Raw genomic sequence first — 15,758 nt, 5'->3', positions numbered from 1 at the left:
TGCCCAAGCGGACATAGATGCCTACCAGCTTTGATAAATAAACAAATCTTTAATAACCAAAGAGAAAGCCCCTCCTCCGCTTGCGGGGGACCGTTACCCACAAAAACGCAAGCGTTTTTATGGGTATCCGGACGGGCTAGGGTAGGGGTGTTCATCCGCAGGACGAAAGCGGTAAAAGCCCCGCTCCAAGTGAATAAGCACGTATCCAGCAGATGTCCCGCTCAAAACCCCTCCCCCACTGGGGGAGGGGTTGGGGAGAGGGTTAGATAAACCGCGACAGCGACCAAAGTCCGCTCAAGCGGGACAACGATCGCGAACCTCACCCACCATAAACCCTAGGAAACCCCATGTACGACCCGGACAACGTCCCCTACCAAAAAGACCCCGAAGACCCCACCCTGAGCCCGGTCGAAAAAGACATCATCCTTGCCCTGAAAGGCATCTACGACCCGGAAATCCCGGTGGACATCTACGAACTCGGCCTTATCTACAACATCGAATATGACAAAAAAACCGGCAAGACAGACATCCATATGACCCTCACCGCGCCTGGCTGCCCGGTAGCAGGCGTCATGCCGGACTGGGTCAAAGACGGCGTCGAACAAGTGGACGGCGTCGAAGAATGCGAAGTGCACATGGAATGGGACCCGCCATGGGGCATGGACATGATGACCCTGCGCGCCAAAATCGAATTGAACATGATCTGAAAAAAAACCGGCTTCGGCCGGTTTCATTTTGCCGCCGCCCGGCCCGTACAATAGTCATCTCAAATAGGACTGAGACAAGGCGGCGAGCTGAAGACAGTATGCTTGCCAACACAGTATCAGTTCTAGTTGGAACGACTATACCGCCCTGCCCTACCTAACCGGAGCCTATATGACCACCCTTGACGAACTGACCACCAAACTCAGGGAAATCTTCCAGATAGATCGTCCCGACCTCGATTTCGGCATCTACCGCATCATGAACAGCCGCGCCAAAGACATGGACGACTACCTGCGCCTCCGCCTGCCTGCTGCCGTCAAAGCCGCCTTTCCGGCGGGGAATGATGCCAGCGAAGCGGCGGTGTACAACCACCTGCTCACCTTCTTCGCACGCTACTACGACGCGGGCGACTTCATCAGCCAGCGCCGCTACAAAGGCGACACCTACGCCATCCCGTACAGTGGCGAAGAAGTCATGCTGCACTGGGCGAACAAAGACCAGTACTACACCAAAAGCGGCGAAAACTTCAGCAACTACCGCTTCACCCTTGACGACGGGCGCAGCGTCGTCTTCCGCCTGATCGCGGCCGACACCGCCAAAGATAACCGCAAGGATAACAATGGCTGCCGCCTCTTCACCCTCGTGCAAGAACAGCGCATCAGCCGCACGGACGACGATGGCAACGACTACGAAGAAACCCTCCACCCGCTTGCCATCAGCGACGACGGCAGCACCCTGGAAATCCATTTCACCTACCGGCAGGTGGCAGAAAGCAACCAGGACAAAGAAAACGACAACACCCTTGCCCAACTGCGCGGCCTGATACCTGACAACTGGCAGGCCGTGTGGCAAAGCGCCCCGACCGAAAAAAACCCGAAGCGCCCCCTGCTTGGCAAACACCTCAGCGACTACACCCGCAAAAACAGCGCCGACTACTTCATCCACAAAGACTTCGGCGGCTTCCTGCGCCGCGAACTTGACTACTACATCAAAAACGAAGTCATGCAGCTCGACAACATCCAGGACGCCGCCGACTTCACCGCCATCGAACGCGACCTGCGCCTGATCCAGACCCTGCGCCACATCGCCCGCGACATCATCGACTTCCTCGCCCAACTGGAAAACTTCCAGAAAAAACTGTGGCTGAAAAAGAAATTCGTTGCCGCCTGCCACTGGCTGATTACCCTGAACCACGTACCGGAACGCTTGCTGGACACAGTCCTTAACAACGAAAAACAGCTTGCCGCCTGGAAAAACCTGTTTGCAATCAAGGAGTTACCCCCCCCCTCAATAATAATTCCTTTGTAAAATCAAACCCTTACCTCACCGTCGATACCTCGCTCTACCCGCCCGCCTTCCAGGCGGAGCTGCTTTCCGAACTGTCGCTCGCCGACGACCCCACCCTCAGCAAAGGCCTTGACGCCGCCACCGACGGCCTGCTGATTCACGCCGACAACTTTCAAGCCCTGCAACTCCTGCAAACGCGCTACCGCGAGCAGGTGAAATGTATCTATATCGATCCGCCGTATAACAAAGGTTACGATGGATTTCTTTACAAAGATAGTTATAAACATAGCTCCTGGTTAGGCATGATTTATGATCGTATATTCATAAGCCGAAGATTACTAAAACAATCAGGAGTTTTCTCGATTAGCATTGATGATGATGAAGACGCTCTTTTAGTAACAATACTGAACGAAATATTTGGCAACGAAAATCTACTTGGGCATTTAATCTGGAACAGGAATCACTCTGCACAGGCTGGATATTTCAAAATCTATCACGAATATATCTGTAATTATGCAAATAAGAAATCAGCACTTTCAGTTTCTTTACATGGTGAGGGAGAAATTGAAGCTGGAGCAATGAAAAAACCATCTAATCGCCATAAGTTGCAAAAATTTACTTTCCCAGCAGGCACCCACTTTTTTGCTCCTAACGATACAGAATTTTCTGGAAGATGGGGAGATGTAGAATTTGTTGAACTAGTATCAGGAAGAATGGTCTCAGAAAATAATAAATTAAAATTTCCCGTTACATTAAAAGCTGCATGGACACAATTTGGACAAATGACCTCTTTTTTCAAAGGAGAAAAAGTATTTGACTCAAAAGGACAATTAGTTACAGATTTCTTCTTTACATCAACGGGAAAACTAAAATATAAAAAACAAAGAACTTCTGAAATTCCATCTTCTGTCCATAATTTTGGTACAGCTAGTCAATCGACTAACGCATTAACCAATATTTTAGGTTCCGAACCAGAACACACTCCAAAACCATTGAAATTAAATGAATTTTTAGCTTCATATTTTTGTGATAACAAGGATTTAATCCTAGATTATTTCGCCGGTTCCGGCACCACCGCCCATGCGGTCATCAATCTCAACCGAGAAGACGGCGGCAAGCGCAAATATATCCTGGTCGAGCAGGGCGAATATTTTGATACCGTCCTCAAACCGCGTGTACAGAAAGTCATTTACAGCGAAAACTGGAAAGACGGCAAGCCGCAGGCGGATAAAGACGACGATTTGCACGGCGTGCCGCAAATAGTCAAAGTCCTGCAACTGGAAAGCTATGAAGACACGCTGAATAATCTCACGCTGGTGCGGCAGGATGATGTCTTTGACCACCTGCCGGAAGCGGCGCAGGAAGATTATTTACTGCGCTATATGCTCACGCACGAAAGCCGCGATTCCCTGTTAAGTACAGACGATTTCAAGCACCCCTTTGCTTACCGCCTCAATATTGCCACTTCCTCCGCCGGCAGTTATGAAAGTCGCGTTATCGATTTGGTGGAAACCTTTAATTACCTGCTCGGCATTAGCGTGCAGGCGGTGGATGACCAGCGCCATGACCTGCGCCGGCAATTTGTTTTTATCGAAGGGCGCTTGCCCAATGGGGAAAATTGCCTGATTGTCTGGCGCGATTGCGAGCGCTGGGATTATCAGCAATTACCCGAATTGCTGAAGAAACGCCGCATCAATCCCAACAACCATGAATTTGACGTGATTTATATCAATGGCGACCACAATATTCCCACCGTCTTGCAAGAAGCGGACGGCATCAAAACATTGAAACTGCGCCCGATTGAGCCGGAATTTTTGTCGCTGATGTTTGATGTGGAAGATGTGTGATGCGACACCACCACAACCGTAGGGCGGGCTTCAGCCCGCCGCAATGCCGCAGCGCGCACAGTTTCAGCCACGATACTGGGCGTAGGGCGGGCTTCAGCTCGCCGCCAAACCGCAGCGCGCACAGTTTCAGCCACGACACCGGGCGTAGGGCGGGCTTCAGCCCGCCGCAATATCACAGCGCGCACAGTTTCAGCCACGATAGCGGGCGTAGGGCGGGCTTCAGCCCGCCGCCAAACCGCAGCGCGCACAGTTTCAGCCACGACACCGTGCGTAGGGCGGGCTTCAGCCCGCCGCAATGCCGCAGCGCGCACAGTTTCAGTCACGATACCGGGCGTAGGGCGGGCTTCAGCCCGCCGCCAAACCGCAGCGCGCACAAACCCAGCCACAGCTCGCCCGACCAAGACGCATCCTCCTTGCGACAAAATGGATATCGCCCATTTATTCACCGGCGGGCTGAAGCCCGCCCTACGTCCCGCTTCGCGGATGTTTCTTTGCGGCGGGCTGAAGCCTGCCCTACGTTCCGCTTCGTGGGGCTTCCTTTGCGGCGGGCTGAAGCCCGCCCTACGTCCCGCTTCGTGGGGTGTTCTTTGCGGCGGGCTGAATTCCGCCCTACGTCCCGCTTCGTGGATATTTCTTTGCGGCGGGCTGAAGCCCGCCCTACGTCCTGCTTCGCGGATGTTTCTTTGCGGCGGGCTGAAGCCTGCCCTATGTTCTGCTTCGCGGGCGTTTCTTTGCGGCGGGCTGAAGCCCGCCCTACGTCCCGCTTCGTGGATGTTTCTTTGCGGCGGGATAAATACCGCCCGACGTATTGCCCCATTTTTTATGTAAGGACTTTTATGCCTAATTACCGACGCGATTATGTCCAAGGCGGGATTTATTTTTTCACGATTGCCTTGCAAAACCGTCAGGCGCGTTACCTGATTGACTATATCGGGGATTTGCGGACGGCGTATCGTCATACGCAAGAACGCTATCCATTTGAGACTTTGGCGTTTACGGTTTTACCGGATCATCTGCATTGGGTCATGCAGCTTCCGGCAGGCGACAAGGATTATTCACGGCGGATTGCTTCGTTAAAAAGCGGATTTTCTCGCCACCTGCCTGATTTTTTGCGCGCCCCGAATGATTGGAGTGTGCATAAACGGGAAGCGGGTATTTGGCAGCGCCGTTTTTGGGAGCACCGCATCCGCGACGAGCGGGATTTGCAGAATCATATTTTTTATACCTATTACAACCCCGTTAAGCATGGTTTGGTTGCCCAGGTGTGCGATTGGCCTTATTCGTCATTTCATCGTGATGTGGCGCGCGGGATTTTTCCCCGGTATTGGGGCGGCGATATTGATACCACGATTTTGGCGCTTTGTGATTATGACGATTGATGCAGGGTGTAAATGGATGTGGGTTTATCGGCGGGCTGAAGCCCGCCCTACGTTCCGTTTCGTGGGGCTTTCTTTGCGGCGGGCTGAAGCCCGCCCTACGTTCCGCTTCGTGGGGCTTCCTTTGCGGCGGGATGAAGCCTGCCCTACGGCAGGATGAATTTTGGAGGATTTTTTATGGCAAATTTTCATGAGCATTTGATTATCAACCGTTGGTCGCTTTCTCTTTTTAATCAGCGAGATTTGCATACTTTCAAGGAACGTTTGGGTGATGACCGTTTTGTCGGTATCGATGAAGAAACGGGGCAGACACGGTTTTTCGAGCAGTTGAATAACAGCATTTTTCATACGGACGCTTTGCCGGTGCATGATTTGCGCCGTTATGATTTGCATATCATCGCCCATTGGCGACGTATTACCGCACGGCGTAATCGTCAGGAAGGGTATGTATTGCAGATGAAGTATTTTCAGTATTTGTCGCTGCTTTTCACCGAGATTTATCTGGACCGGTATTTCAACCGCCGTGAGGAATTATTGGCAGCGCTGAATGACACCTTGCTGCGTTATCGGCAGGAAAAGGAAAGCAGGGAATTGCAGCCGTGTATTGCTGAGGATTTGAACAGGATTGCGTTTTGGAATGCCACCGGCAGTGGCAAGACGCTATTAATGCACGTCAATATTCTGCAATTCCGTCATTATTGTCAGGGCAAGATGGATAAAACCATTATCCTCACCCCAAATGAAGGATTGAGCCGGCAACACGTTGAGGAATTGACGTTATCCGGTCTGAACGGCGTGCTCTTTGACAAGAACAAAAGCAAAAGCGGCAGTGTGTTTGATATTGAGGTGATTGATATCAACAAGCTGGCGGAAAGCGGGCGCGAGAAGACGGTCGCGGTTGAGGCTTTTGCCGGCCGCAATCTGGTGCTGGTTGATGAAGGGCATCGCGGTACTTCCGGCGAGGCCTGGATGCAGCGGCGCGAGGCGTTAATCGGCAGCGGCTTTGCCTTCGAGTATTCGGCAACGTTCGGGCAGGCGGTCGCCAAAGGTAAAACGGTTGCCGCGCAGGAAGAGGATATGCGGAAGAAGAAAGCCAAATGGATGTTCGGCACCGGTTCGCTGAAAAAACTGGATGACGCGCAGCAAGCGCAATTGGCGTTAAGCACCGCTGAAAAGGCGGAAGCGCGGCAGGATGCGTTATTTGAGGTATATGCCAAAGCGGTGCTTTTCGATTATTCCTACAAGTTCTTTTATGCCGATGGTTATGGCAAGGAAAGCCTGATTCTCAATATGGAGGCGGCGGATTATGCGCGGCATGACCGCTTGTATTTCACCGCTTGTCTGCTCGCTTTTTATCAGCAAATTTATTTGTTTGAACAGGGGGGGAAATTGCTGGATGAATGGAATCTGGCACCGCCGTTGTGGATTTTTGTCGGCTATAAGGTAAACGATGAAAACAGCGATATTTTTCAGGTGCTGGATTTTCTGGCTTTCTTTTTGCGGGAGCGGGCGAGGGTTTTACCGTGGCTACAGGATTTATTGGCCGACAGGGCGCAGATTGTGAATAAGGCGGGCAATAATTTGTTTGCCCGCCGTTTTGTGCCATTGGCGGATTTTATCGGCAAGGAAGCGGCGTTATATACCGACATTCTGCGCCGCTTGTTCGGGAATGAATCCGGCGGGCAGTTGACGGTGTCGTTATTAAAGAAAACGGATGGGGAATTGGCACTCTCTGTCGGCAATGCCAAGCCATTCGGCGTGATTAATATCGGCAAGGCTGCTGATTTTTTCAAAACGGCACAGGGCAATGCAGCGTTTCTTTGTCGCAGCGATGAATTCGGGGAAAGTCTGTTTAGTGACATTAATAAGCGCAATAGTGAAATCAAGGTGCTGATTGGCTCGCGCAAGTTCAGCGAGGGGTGGTCGAGCTGGCGCGTTGCCACGATGGGGCTGCTCAATATGGGCAAGTCGGAAGGGACGCAGATTATCCAGCTCTTCGGGCGCGGTGTGCGTCTGAAAGGGCGCGGTTTTTCGCTGAAACGCTCGCTGCCGCATGAACGCCCCAAAGGCTTGCATCTGGACAAGCTGGAAACGCTGAATATTTTTGCGGTCAATGCCGACTATATGAAGCAGTTTAAGGAATATTTGCGCGGCGAAGGCATCACCCCGCCGGACGAGGTGCTGACGCTGGATTTCAAGGTGCAGCCCAATTTGCCCGCTGTGCCGTTGCAAACGCTGCAACTGAAAGACGGCTACAAGGACAATCAGAAGTTGGGTTTCAAGCGGCAGGAAATGGTGCCGCTGTTTGAGGTGCCAGAGAAATGGCAGGGAAGAATCAAGGAAATAGAGGCCGTGCTGGATGCTTATCCGCGTGTGCAGGCGATGTCCGGCACGGCAGATGAAGCCGCTGCCGCGCGGCAACAGCGTGAACCGCAAAAGCTCGATAGCCGCCTCTTCCCTGCTTTTGACTGGGAGGCGGTGTATTTGCAATTGCTGGAATACAAGCTGGCGCGCACCTGGAGCAATCTGCGCCTGGACAAGTCCCGTCTGCGCGCATTTGCGGAAGGCAATGACTGGTACAAGCTGTATATCCCGCCATCGGAATTGGCGGTGCATTCGTTTGCCGCCGTGCAAAAGCAGCAGGATTTGCTGGTGGAATTGTTGTGTCTCTATATGGAGCGTTTTTATAGCCGCTTGAAAGCAGCGTACGAGGGGCAGTTTTATGAATTAGCGACGGTTGATGCCTCGCAGGGTGCGTTTTCCGACAGTTATCAGTTTGAAATTGAGCCCGGCGATGATGGCGGCGTTTATGAGCGGCGTCTGCTGGAATTGAAGGCTATCGTGGAAGCGGGGGATTTGCAGCAAGCGATGCGGTGGCAATCGCCCAGCGAGTGTATTGAAGCGATTTGTTTCCCGCCGCATTTGTTTTATCCGCTGATGGTGTTGCAGGGGGACGAATCGCTGCCCATCAAGATGAAGCCGCTGCTGCTGAATGCCGACAGTGAAATCAACTTTGTCCGGGATTTGCAAAAGGCGCATAAAGCGGGGCAGTTGCGCGATTGGGCAGGCGGGCGCGATTTGTTTTTGCTGCGCAATGCTGCCAATAAGAGCAAGGGATTGGGCTTTGCCCTCGCCGGAAATTTTTATCCCGATTTTTTATTGTGGCTGGTGGATAGGAATAACACGAAGCGGCAATGGCTGGCGTTTGTTGACCCGAAAGGTATCCGTCATCTGGGTCTGGATAATCCGAAATTTGCTTTGCACGAGGAAGTAAAGCGTCTGGAAAGGGATTTGTCGCTCGATATTTCCCTCAGCGGTTTTATTTTGTCGCAAACGCCACTTGGGGATTTGCTCAATGTGGATGCCAACGCTGAAGCGTTGCGCGCACGTCATATTCTTTTTATGGCTGACGAGGATTATCTGCCGTCGCTGTTTTCGTTAATGCTGGAGGATGTATGAAGGTTACGCCGCATCAGGCGCGTTATTGTGCCGAGGAATTGTTGTGCCGCCGCGCGGATGAGGCCTTGGGGCGCCTGTCACATTCGCTGCTCGATACGCGGGTGGAATTGAACCCGCACCAGATTGATGCCGCGCTGTTTGCGCTGCAGAACCCATTGCAACAGGGGGTGTTGCTCGCCGATGAGGTCGGTCTCGGCAAAACGATTGAGGCGGGGTTGGTGTTGTGTCAGTTGTGGGCGGAGCGCAAGCGGCGTTTGCTGGTGGTCTGTCCCGCCAGTCTGCGCAAGCAGTGGGCGCAGGAGATGGCCGACAAATTCGCCCTGCCCGCCCTGATTGCGGATGCGACAGTGCTGCGCAAGAGCGGCCTTTCTGCGGCGGCGTTTTTGCGCGCGCAGGCAGGCCAGGCTGTCGTGGTGGTGTCGTATCCGTTTGTGGTCAAGCACGAGGAGGCGTTTCTTGCCGAGGCTTGGGATATGGTCGTACTGGATGAGGCGCACAAGCTGCGCAATGCACACCAGCGCAGTAACCGCAGCGGGCAGGCTTTGCGCCGCGCTTTTGCCGGGCGGCAGAAACTGCTGCTCACCGCGACGCCGTTGCAAAATTCGCTGATGGAACTGTACGGGCTGTCCACGCTGCTGGACGAGCACTTGTTCGGCGACGAGAAGTCCTTTCGCAAGAGTTTTGTCCAGCAGCCGGATACGGCAGCGCTCAAGGCACGCCTCGCTTCTTTCGTCAAGCGCACACTGCGCCGCGATGTACTGGAATATGTGCGCTACACCGAGCGGCATGCCCTGACGCAGCGCTTTACCCCAACCGACGCGGAGCGGGCACTCTATGAGCGGATCTCTGCCTTTTTGCAACGCGGGCATTCGTATGCCCTGCCGAAGCAGCAGCGGCATTTGACCGGGCTGATTCTGCGTAAGCTGCTCGCTTCCAGCCCGCAGGCGGTCGCAGCGACGCTGACGGTCATCCGCGAACGCTTGCGTAAACGGCAGCTTGGTGCGGAAACGGCGGATTTGCTCGCGGCGGCGGACTGGGGCAGCGATTATGCGGAGGTAGTCGAAGAGGCGGCGGAAACGGAGGCGAATACCGTTGAGGTCATCGATCATCAGGCGCTGGCTGCCGAGATTGCTGAGCTGGACGGCTTTATCGCGGCGGCACAGGCGCTCACTGTGGACAGCAAGGCGTTGGCTCTGCTGGATGCCTTGCAGCTCGGCTTTGCGGAAATGGACAGGCTGGGCGCGCCGCACAAGGCGCTGGTCTTCACGGAATCGCGGCGCACGCAGCAATTTTTGTTCGATTTCCTGCAACAAGCGGGTTATGCGGCAGTGATGTTTTCCGGCGAGAACAATGATGCCGCCGCGACTGCCGTCTATGAGCGCTGGAAGGCGGCATACGCCGGCAGCGACCGCATCAGCGGCTCACCGCAGGTGGATAGGCGCAGCGCGCTGATCGACTGTTTCCGCGACGAAGCGCAGGTGATGATTGCCACCGAAGCTGCCGCTGAGGGCGTCAACCTGCAATTCTGCTCGCTGGTCATCAATTACGACCTGCCGTGGAATCCGCAACGCATCGAGCAGCGGATTGGCCGCTGCCACCGCTACGGGCAGCAGTTCGATGTGGTCGTCATCAATTTCCTCAACGAGCGCAATGAGGCCGACCGCCGCGTACTGGAACTGTTGAGCGACAAATTCCGCCTCTTCAGCGGGGTGTTTGGCGCTTCCGATGACATCCTCGGCAAGATTGAAGCGGGCATTGACCTGGAACAGCGGATTGCCGCCATTTACGACCGGTGCCGCAGCCCTGCCGAGATTGCGCGCGCCTTCGACGATTTGCAGCGCGAACTGGAAGATGAAATCAGCCGGACACTCGCCGCAACGCAGGACAAGTTGCTGGACAATTTTGATGTGGACGTACACGAGCGCCTCAAACTACGCCGTGATGCCTGGCTGGACAAAATCACCGCCTGGTTCTGGCGGCTAACGCACTACGCGCTTGCCGGTCGTGCCGATTTCGACGAACAGCATTACCGCTTCACCCTGCACCGGCCACCGTCGCCGGATATTGCCGCTGGCGAATACCGCCTGCTGCGCGATAGCGACAAGAAGCGGCGTTGCCACGACTACCGCCCCGGTCATCCGCTTGGCCTGTGGTGTATCCGGCAGAGTGTGCAGGCAACGACACCTGACGTGAGCATAACCTTCGATTACAGCGGCCAGCGCACGCAAATCAGCGTCCTCGCCGCGGCGGTCGGACAAAGCGGCTGGCTGCGCCTCGACAAGCTGCGTTTTCATAACGACGCCGATGACTTCGCCACCCTGCTCTTCACCGCCTGCAACGATCATGACGAAGCACTGGATGACGATTTCTGCCGCAAACTGCTGTCACTGGGTGCCCGCGTAGAAAGCGGTGCCCCGGTTATCCCCCCTGCTGCCCTCGCCCAGGCGGCGGAAACCCGCATTGCTGCCGCCAAAGAAGCAGAACGGGCGCGCAATCATGCCCTGTGGCAGCAGGAAAGCGAGCGGATAGACCGCTGGGCGCAAGACAAAATTGATGCGGCCCAACACGCCATCGAAGAAACAACACAGCAAATCAACCAGGCGCAGCGCGACAAACGCCAGGCGACAACAGACGAGGCACTGCTTACCTGCGAAGAGACTATCAGCAGGCTGACAAAGCAGCGGAAACGCCAGCGGCGGGAGATTGATGAAGTGGAAGACGACATCTCGGCACGGCGCGATGCGCTGATTGACGACATCCGCAAACGCCTGCAACAAAGCGTGACAAACAAACCGCTTTTCACCCTGCGCTGGCGTATCACATAGGCGACAAAAAGCGCGGGTGGCGGGTGAAGTGTGATACATTGCGCGCGCACCGCCAGCCGGTGTTTCTACAAACCTTTCGGAGCACAACAACAATGAGTAAATCCCAATCCCTGCAAGACCCTTACCTCAATGCCCTGCGCAAAGAACGCATCCCGGTATCCGTATATCTGGTCAACGGCATCAAACTTCAGGGACAAATCGAATCGTTTGACGCCTTCGTCCTTCTGCTGCGTAACAACATCTCACAGATGGTTTACAAACACGCCATCTCGACCATCGTTCCGGCACGCAACGTGCGCATCCCCGGCGAAGGCGAAGAAGGCGAGGAACAACAACAAGACGGCGAGCACGCCGCTGCCCCGGCAGAAGCCACCCGTCCGAGTAGCGATCCGCTGTATTAATAATGCATCAACCACACAGCACCGCGCTTTCCGTCCCACGGGAGGCGCGTTTTGTTTGAACGGCCGAAAAGCGGCGAACGCGCCGCCCTCGTCCAGGTGGACATCAACTGCATCCCCGATGCCGCCGTCGAAGAAGAATTTCACCAACTCGCCCTTTCTGCCGGCGCACAAATCATCCTCGCCGAGCGCTTCAGCCGGGGCGAAGTCGAGCCGCGCTACTACATTGGCCGTGGTCAGGCAGAAGCCCTGGCCACAGCGGTAAAAGCGCATGACATCGAACTCATCATCGTCAACGCCCCGCTTTCTCCCTCGCAGGAGCGCAACCTCGAAAAACTGTGCAACACACGTGTGCTTGACCGCAGCGGTCTGGTGCTCGACATCTTCGCGCAGCGCGCCCGCAGCCACGAAGGCAAACTGCAAGTCGAACTCGCCCAGCTGAACCACCTTGCCACCCGCCTGGTGCGCGGCTGGACGCACTTGGAGCGGCAAAAAGGCGGCATCGGCCTGCGCGGCCCCGGCGAAACCCAGCTCGAAACCGACCGCCGTCTGCTTGCTGCCCGCATCAAGCAATTGCAACGCCGCCTCGACAAAGTGCAAAAACAGCGCGAAGAAAACCGCAAGGCGCGCATCCGCCGCGACATGCCGACCGTGGCACTAGCGGGCTACACCAACTCCGGCAAATCCACCCTCTTTAATATGCTGACCGAAGCGGATGTGTACGCGCAGGACCAACTCTTCGCCACCCTTGACCCGACCTGGCGCCGCCTCAAACAGGCGGGCGGACAGACCATTCTCATGGCCGACACCGTCGGCTTCGTCAGCGACCTGCCGCACGAACTCGTCGCCGCCTTCTCGGCCACCCTGGAAGAAACCGCGCGCGCCGACCTGCTGCTGCATGTTATTGACGTAGCCGATCCGCACCATCTCGAACGTGAAGAAGTGGTGATGGACGTCCTGAAAAGCATCGAAGCGGACGACGTGCCGACCCTGCGCGTGTACAACAAAATCGACCTGCGCGGCGAAGCGCCCTACATCAGAACCGGTGCCGGCGGCATGGCGGAAGCCGTTTTCGTCTCGGCGCTCACCGGCGCAGGCGTGGGGCTGCTTACTGACGCCATCGTCGCCTACTTCAACCGCGACCAGAAAAACGGCTGGCTGCACCTCGCCCCGCACGAAGGTGCCCTGCGTTCTGCCCTCTACGCCGAACACGCTGTCAGCGAAGAACGCATCGCTGCGGACGGCAGCCAATGGCTGCACATCACCCTGCGGGAAAAGCGCTATCAGCAAATACAATCACAGTATAATCGCCGCCTTGACCTACAAACCCAGACAGACGACCAGGAATAACACCTCATGTTCATCCTCATCAGCAGCCTGCTCAAAAAACACACCCGCCCCCTCGCCATGGCGCAAGACCCTTGGGGCAACAACAACGAACCGGATAAAAAAAACAACGACCAGCCGCCGGATCTTGACGAATTTTTCAGCAGACTCATCGGCCGTCGACCAAACCGGGGCAATAACAATAGCGGCAACGGCAGCAGTAGCCGCGCCCCGCTGCACCTGCCCGTAAAACTCATCACGCTCATCACCGCCGCCTTCCTCTGCATCTGGCTGGCCAGCGGCGTCTATACCGTACGCGAACGCGAAAACGGCGTGGAAACCTTCCTTGGCCGCTACACTCGCACCACCAAAGCCGGCCTCAACTGGCATTTCCCCACCCCCTTCGGTCAGGTTACCAAAGTGGATGTAACCTCCATCTCGTCAATGAAAGTCGGCGAACTCAAAAGCCAGAGCGGCCGCATCAGCACCAGCAACCAGCGCAACGGACAAATGCTGACCAGCGACGAAAACATCGTCGAAATCGGCGCTGCCGTGCAATACCGCATCCGCGACGCGAAAAACTACCTCTTCCAGGCCAACCAGCCCGAAGAAGTGCTGCGCGACATCGTCATCTCGGCCATCCGCGAAGTCGTTGGCAGCAATACCGTCGATGACATCCTCATTGACAAGCGCGGCGAGTGGCCGCAAGAAGCCAAACAAATCATTGATAAAACCCTCATCCAGTATGACCTCGGCTTTGAAATCGTCGCCTTCGAACTGCAAGACGCGCGTGCACCGGTCGAAGTGCAGGACGCCTTCGAAGACGCCGTTCGTGCCCGTGAAGACGAAGAACGCCTCGGCCTAGAAGCCGAAGCCTACGCCCGCGAACGCATCCCCGTCGCACGCGGTGAGGCCAAACGCCTTGTCCAGGCAGCACAGGCCTACAAAGCCGAAACCCTAGCCCGCGCTACTGCCGACAGCAGCCGTTTCAACAACCTGCTCGCCGCCTACCGCGAAAATCCCGCCGTCATGCGCGAGCGCCTCTACCTTGACACCATGGCGGGCATCTACGCGCAAAGCAACAAAGTGCTGATTGACGCTGACAACAGCCGCCCCATCATCAACCTCGGCGGCGCACCTGCCACCGTCACCCCACCACAACTCGCGGCACAAGACAGCACCAATACCACCCCCGCTCCGGCAAACAGCAACAGTACGACCGGCAAAACCCCTGCCGCCGCCATCCCGGCCAACAGCCGCAGCAACGAACGCAGCCGTAGCCGCTAAGGAAACCGCATGAACAACAAATTCAACACCCTCATCGCTGTCATCGCCGTCGCCCTCGTCCTGCTCGTCAGCAGCGCCTACATCATCAACGAACGGCAAATCGCTGTCGTCACCCAATTCTCGCGCCTCATCAGCACCGACGACGAAGCCGGCCTCAAATTCAAAGTCCCCTTCGTGCAAAACGTCGAATTCTTTGACGCGCGCATCCAGCGCCTTGATGTCGAACCCGAACGCTTCATGACCAACGAAAAAAAATGGCTCATCGTTGATTACTTCGTCGAATGGCGTATCAAAGACATCCGCACCTTTTACACCAGCGTTCAGGGCAACTTCGAGCAGGCCAGCCGCCTGCTTGACAACATGGTCAAGGAAACCCTGCGTGGCGAATTCGTGCAGCGTTCCGTCAAAGAAGCCATCTCGCAAGATCGTGGCACCATCATGGGTGCTGCCAGCGAACGCATCTCGCGTCAGGCCGAATCCCGCTATGGCATTGAAGTCCTCGGTGTGCGCCTGAAGCGTGTGGACTTCTCCGACGAAATCCGTGACCGCGTCTTTGACCGCATGCGCGCCGAACGCGAACGCGTCAGCAAAGACTTCCGTGCACGCGGTCAGGAAAAATCCTCCGTCATCCGTGCCACTGCTGAACGTGAGGCTGCCGAACTCCTCGCCCATGCCCGCGAAGAAGCCGACATCATGCGTGGCGAAGCCGATGCTACCGCCGCCAAACAATACGCCGCCGCCTACGGTGCCGACCTTGATTTTTACCGCTACTGGCGCAGCCTCAGTGCCTACAGGGACAGCCTCGGCGGCAGCACCCTCATCGTTAACCCGCATAGCCGCTACTTCCACTACCTGAACGGCACAGACAGTAGCGTCTTGCCCGCTGACGCCGAAAACATCCTGCCGCTTGAAGAAGCGCCGCTGCAAGACAAACTGCCCCTGCCGCCTTTTAACCCCGTTGCCGATCCCGTCATCCCGCCGGAAGCCGCCGCAACGGATCCTGAAAACGAACCAGCCCTGCCATGAACATGACTATCTGGTGGCTGTCGCTGGCCCTCATGCTGCTCTGCGAAGGCGCGCTCATTGGCATCGCGCCTGCCGCCTGGCGGCGCACCATCAAACAAATCAGCGCCCTGCCCGATCAGACCCTGCGCCGCATCGGGCTGGGCATGGCGGCCGTTGCCCTGCTTATCGTTGCCCTGCTCTACTGGGCGACCCCATAAAAAATCACGCACACCACCCCGCAAC

Annotated in this window: 12 protein-coding genes; 11 read left to right on the top strand and 1 reads right to left on the bottom strand. The window is 55.9% G+C overall.

The genetic code is table 11. The annotated features are described in order from the left end of the window. The first annotated feature begins 347 nt into the window (after window positions 1–347). Entirely contained in the window at window positions 348–707 is a 360-nt protein-coding gene (locus DY250_RS05900) for an iron-sulfur cluster assembly protein (protein WP_115611484.1), read from the top strand. Between the two features lie 169 nt (window positions 708–876). Continuing rightward, the gene (locus DY250_RS14230) at window positions 877–2,013 is read left to right on the top strand and encodes a restriction endonuclease subunit M (RefSeq protein ID WP_115611483.1); all 1,137 of its coding nucleotides are present in this window, start codon (window positions 877–879) and stop codon (window positions 2,011–2,013) included. Between the two features lie 2 nt (window positions 2,014–2,015). Here the strand turns inward: DY250_RS14230 and DY250_RS14225 are convergent, their stop codons facing one another. Beyond that, window positions 2,016–2,279 (bottom strand): hypothetical protein, encoded by a 264-nt coding sequence (locus DY250_RS14225; RefSeq protein ID WP_218565645.1) that lies wholly within the window; start codon window positions 2,277–2,279, stop codon window positions 2,016–2,018. Here DY250_RS14225 and DY250_RS14220 point away from each other — a divergent pair. From DY250_RS14220 to DY250_RS05850, 9 genes are all read left to right on the top strand, one after another. After that, the gene (locus DY250_RS14220) at window positions 2,205–3,839 is read left to right on the top strand and encodes a site-specific DNA-methyltransferase (RefSeq protein ID WP_218565549.1); all 1,635 of its coding nucleotides are present in this window, start codon (window positions 2,205–2,207) and stop codon (window positions 3,837–3,839) included. The genes DY250_RS14225 and DY250_RS14220 overlap by 75 nt on opposite strands. An 836-nt stretch (window positions 3,840–4,675) precedes the next feature. Continuing rightward, a complete protein-coding gene (locus tag DY250_RS05885) occupies window positions 4,676–5,218 on the top strand; it encodes an REP-associated tyrosine transposase (protein WP_115611481.1) in 543 nt (180 codons plus the stop codon). Between the two features lie 174 nt (window positions 5,219–5,392). Then, window positions 5,393–8,674 carry a DEAD/DEAH box helicase family protein gene (locus DY250_RS05880; protein ID WP_115611480.1) on the top strand — a complete coding sequence of 1,094 codons (3,282 nt, stop codon included), beginning with the start codon at window positions 5,393–5,395 and terminating at the stop codon, window positions 8,672–8,674. Then, window positions 8,671–11,499 carry an SNF2-related protein gene (locus tag DY250_RS05875; RefSeq protein WP_115611479.1) on the top strand — a complete coding sequence of 943 codons (2,829 nt, stop codon included), beginning with the start codon at window positions 8,671–8,673 and terminating at the stop codon, window positions 11,497–11,499. Before DY250_RS05880 ends, DY250_RS05875 begins: the two co-directional genes overlap by 4 nt. Window positions 11,500–11,591: 92 nt before the next feature. Continuing rightward, window positions 11,592–11,900: an RNA chaperone Hfq gene (hfq, locus tag DY250_RS05870; RefSeq protein ID WP_006984903.1), complete on the top strand. Its 309-nt coding sequence runs from the start codon at window positions 11,592–11,594 to the stop codon at window positions 11,898–11,900. A gap of 51 nt (window positions 11,901–11,951) precedes the next feature. Then, on the top strand, window positions 11,952–13,247 hold the full coding sequence (gene hflX / locus DY250_RS05865) for a ribosome rescue GTPase HflX (protein WP_115611478.1): 1,296 nt from the start codon (window positions 11,952–11,954) through the stop codon (window positions 13,245–13,247). A gap of 6 nt (window positions 13,248–13,253) precedes the next feature. Further along, window positions 13,254–14,510 (top strand): FtsH protease activity modulator HflK, encoded by a 1,257-nt coding sequence (hflK, locus tag DY250_RS05860; protein WP_115611477.1) that lies wholly within the window; start codon window positions 13,254–13,256, stop codon window positions 14,508–14,510. A 9-nt stretch (window positions 14,511–14,519) separates the two neighbouring features. Then, window positions 14,520–15,536 (top strand): protease modulator HflC, encoded by a 1,017-nt coding sequence (hflC, locus tag DY250_RS05855; RefSeq protein ID WP_115611476.1) that lies wholly within the window; start codon window positions 14,520–14,522, stop codon window positions 15,534–15,536. After that, the gene (locus DY250_RS05850) at window positions 15,533–15,733 is read left to right on the top strand and encodes a DUF2065 domain-containing protein (protein WP_006984897.1); all 201 of its coding nucleotides are present in this window, start codon (window positions 15,533–15,535) and stop codon (window positions 15,731–15,733) included. Before hflC ends, DY250_RS05850 begins: the two co-directional genes overlap by 4 nt. Window positions 15,734–15,758 lie beyond the last annotated feature (25 nt).

This window comes from Cardiobacterium valvarum (genome assembly GCF_900460955.1).
Lineage (GTDB): Bacteria > Pseudomonadota > Gammaproteobacteria > Cardiobacteriales > Cardiobacteriaceae > Cardiobacterium > Cardiobacterium valvarum.
This window is presented reverse-complemented; position numbering and strand designations above follow the sequence as displayed.

What these genes read in the sequence shown, in the direction of transcription:
- DY250_RS05900 (WP_115611484.1), top strand. Translation starts at nt 348, where the DNA reads ATGTACGACCCGGACAACGTCCCCTACCAAAAAGACCCCGAAGACCCC.
- DY250_RS14230 (WP_115611483.1), top strand. Translation starts at nt 877, where the DNA reads ATGACCACCCTTGACGAACTGACCACCAAACTCAGGGAAATCTTCCAG.
- DY250_RS14225 (WP_218565645.1), bottom strand. Translation starts at nt 2,279, where the DNA reads ATGTTTATAACTATCTTTGTAAAGAAATCCATCGTAACCTTTGTTATA.
- DY250_RS05885 (WP_115611481.1), top strand. Translation starts at nt 4,676, where the DNA reads ATGCCTAATTACCGACGCGATTATGTCCAAGGCGGGATTTATTTTTTC.
- DY250_RS05880 (WP_115611480.1), top strand. Translation starts at nt 5,393, where the DNA reads ATGGCAAATTTTCATGAGCATTTGATTATCAACCGTTGGTCGCTTTCT.
- DY250_RS05875 (WP_115611479.1), top strand. Translation starts at nt 8,671, where the DNA reads ATGAAGGTTACGCCGCATCAGGCGCGTTATTGTGCCGAGGAATTGTTG.
- hfq (WP_006984903.1), top strand. Translation starts at nt 11,592, where the DNA reads ATGAGTAAATCCCAATCCCTGCAAGACCCTTACCTCAATGCCCTGCGC.
- hflK (WP_115611477.1), top strand. Translation starts at nt 13,254, where the DNA reads ATGTTCATCCTCATCAGCAGCCTGCTCAAAAAACACACCCGCCCCCTC.
- hflC (WP_115611476.1), top strand. Translation starts at nt 14,520, where the DNA reads ATGAACAACAAATTCAACACCCTCATCGCTGTCATCGCCGTCGCCCTC.
- DY250_RS05850 (WP_006984897.1), top strand. Translation starts at nt 15,533, where the DNA reads ATGAACATGACTATCTGGTGGCTGTCGCTGGCCCTCATGCTGCTCTGC.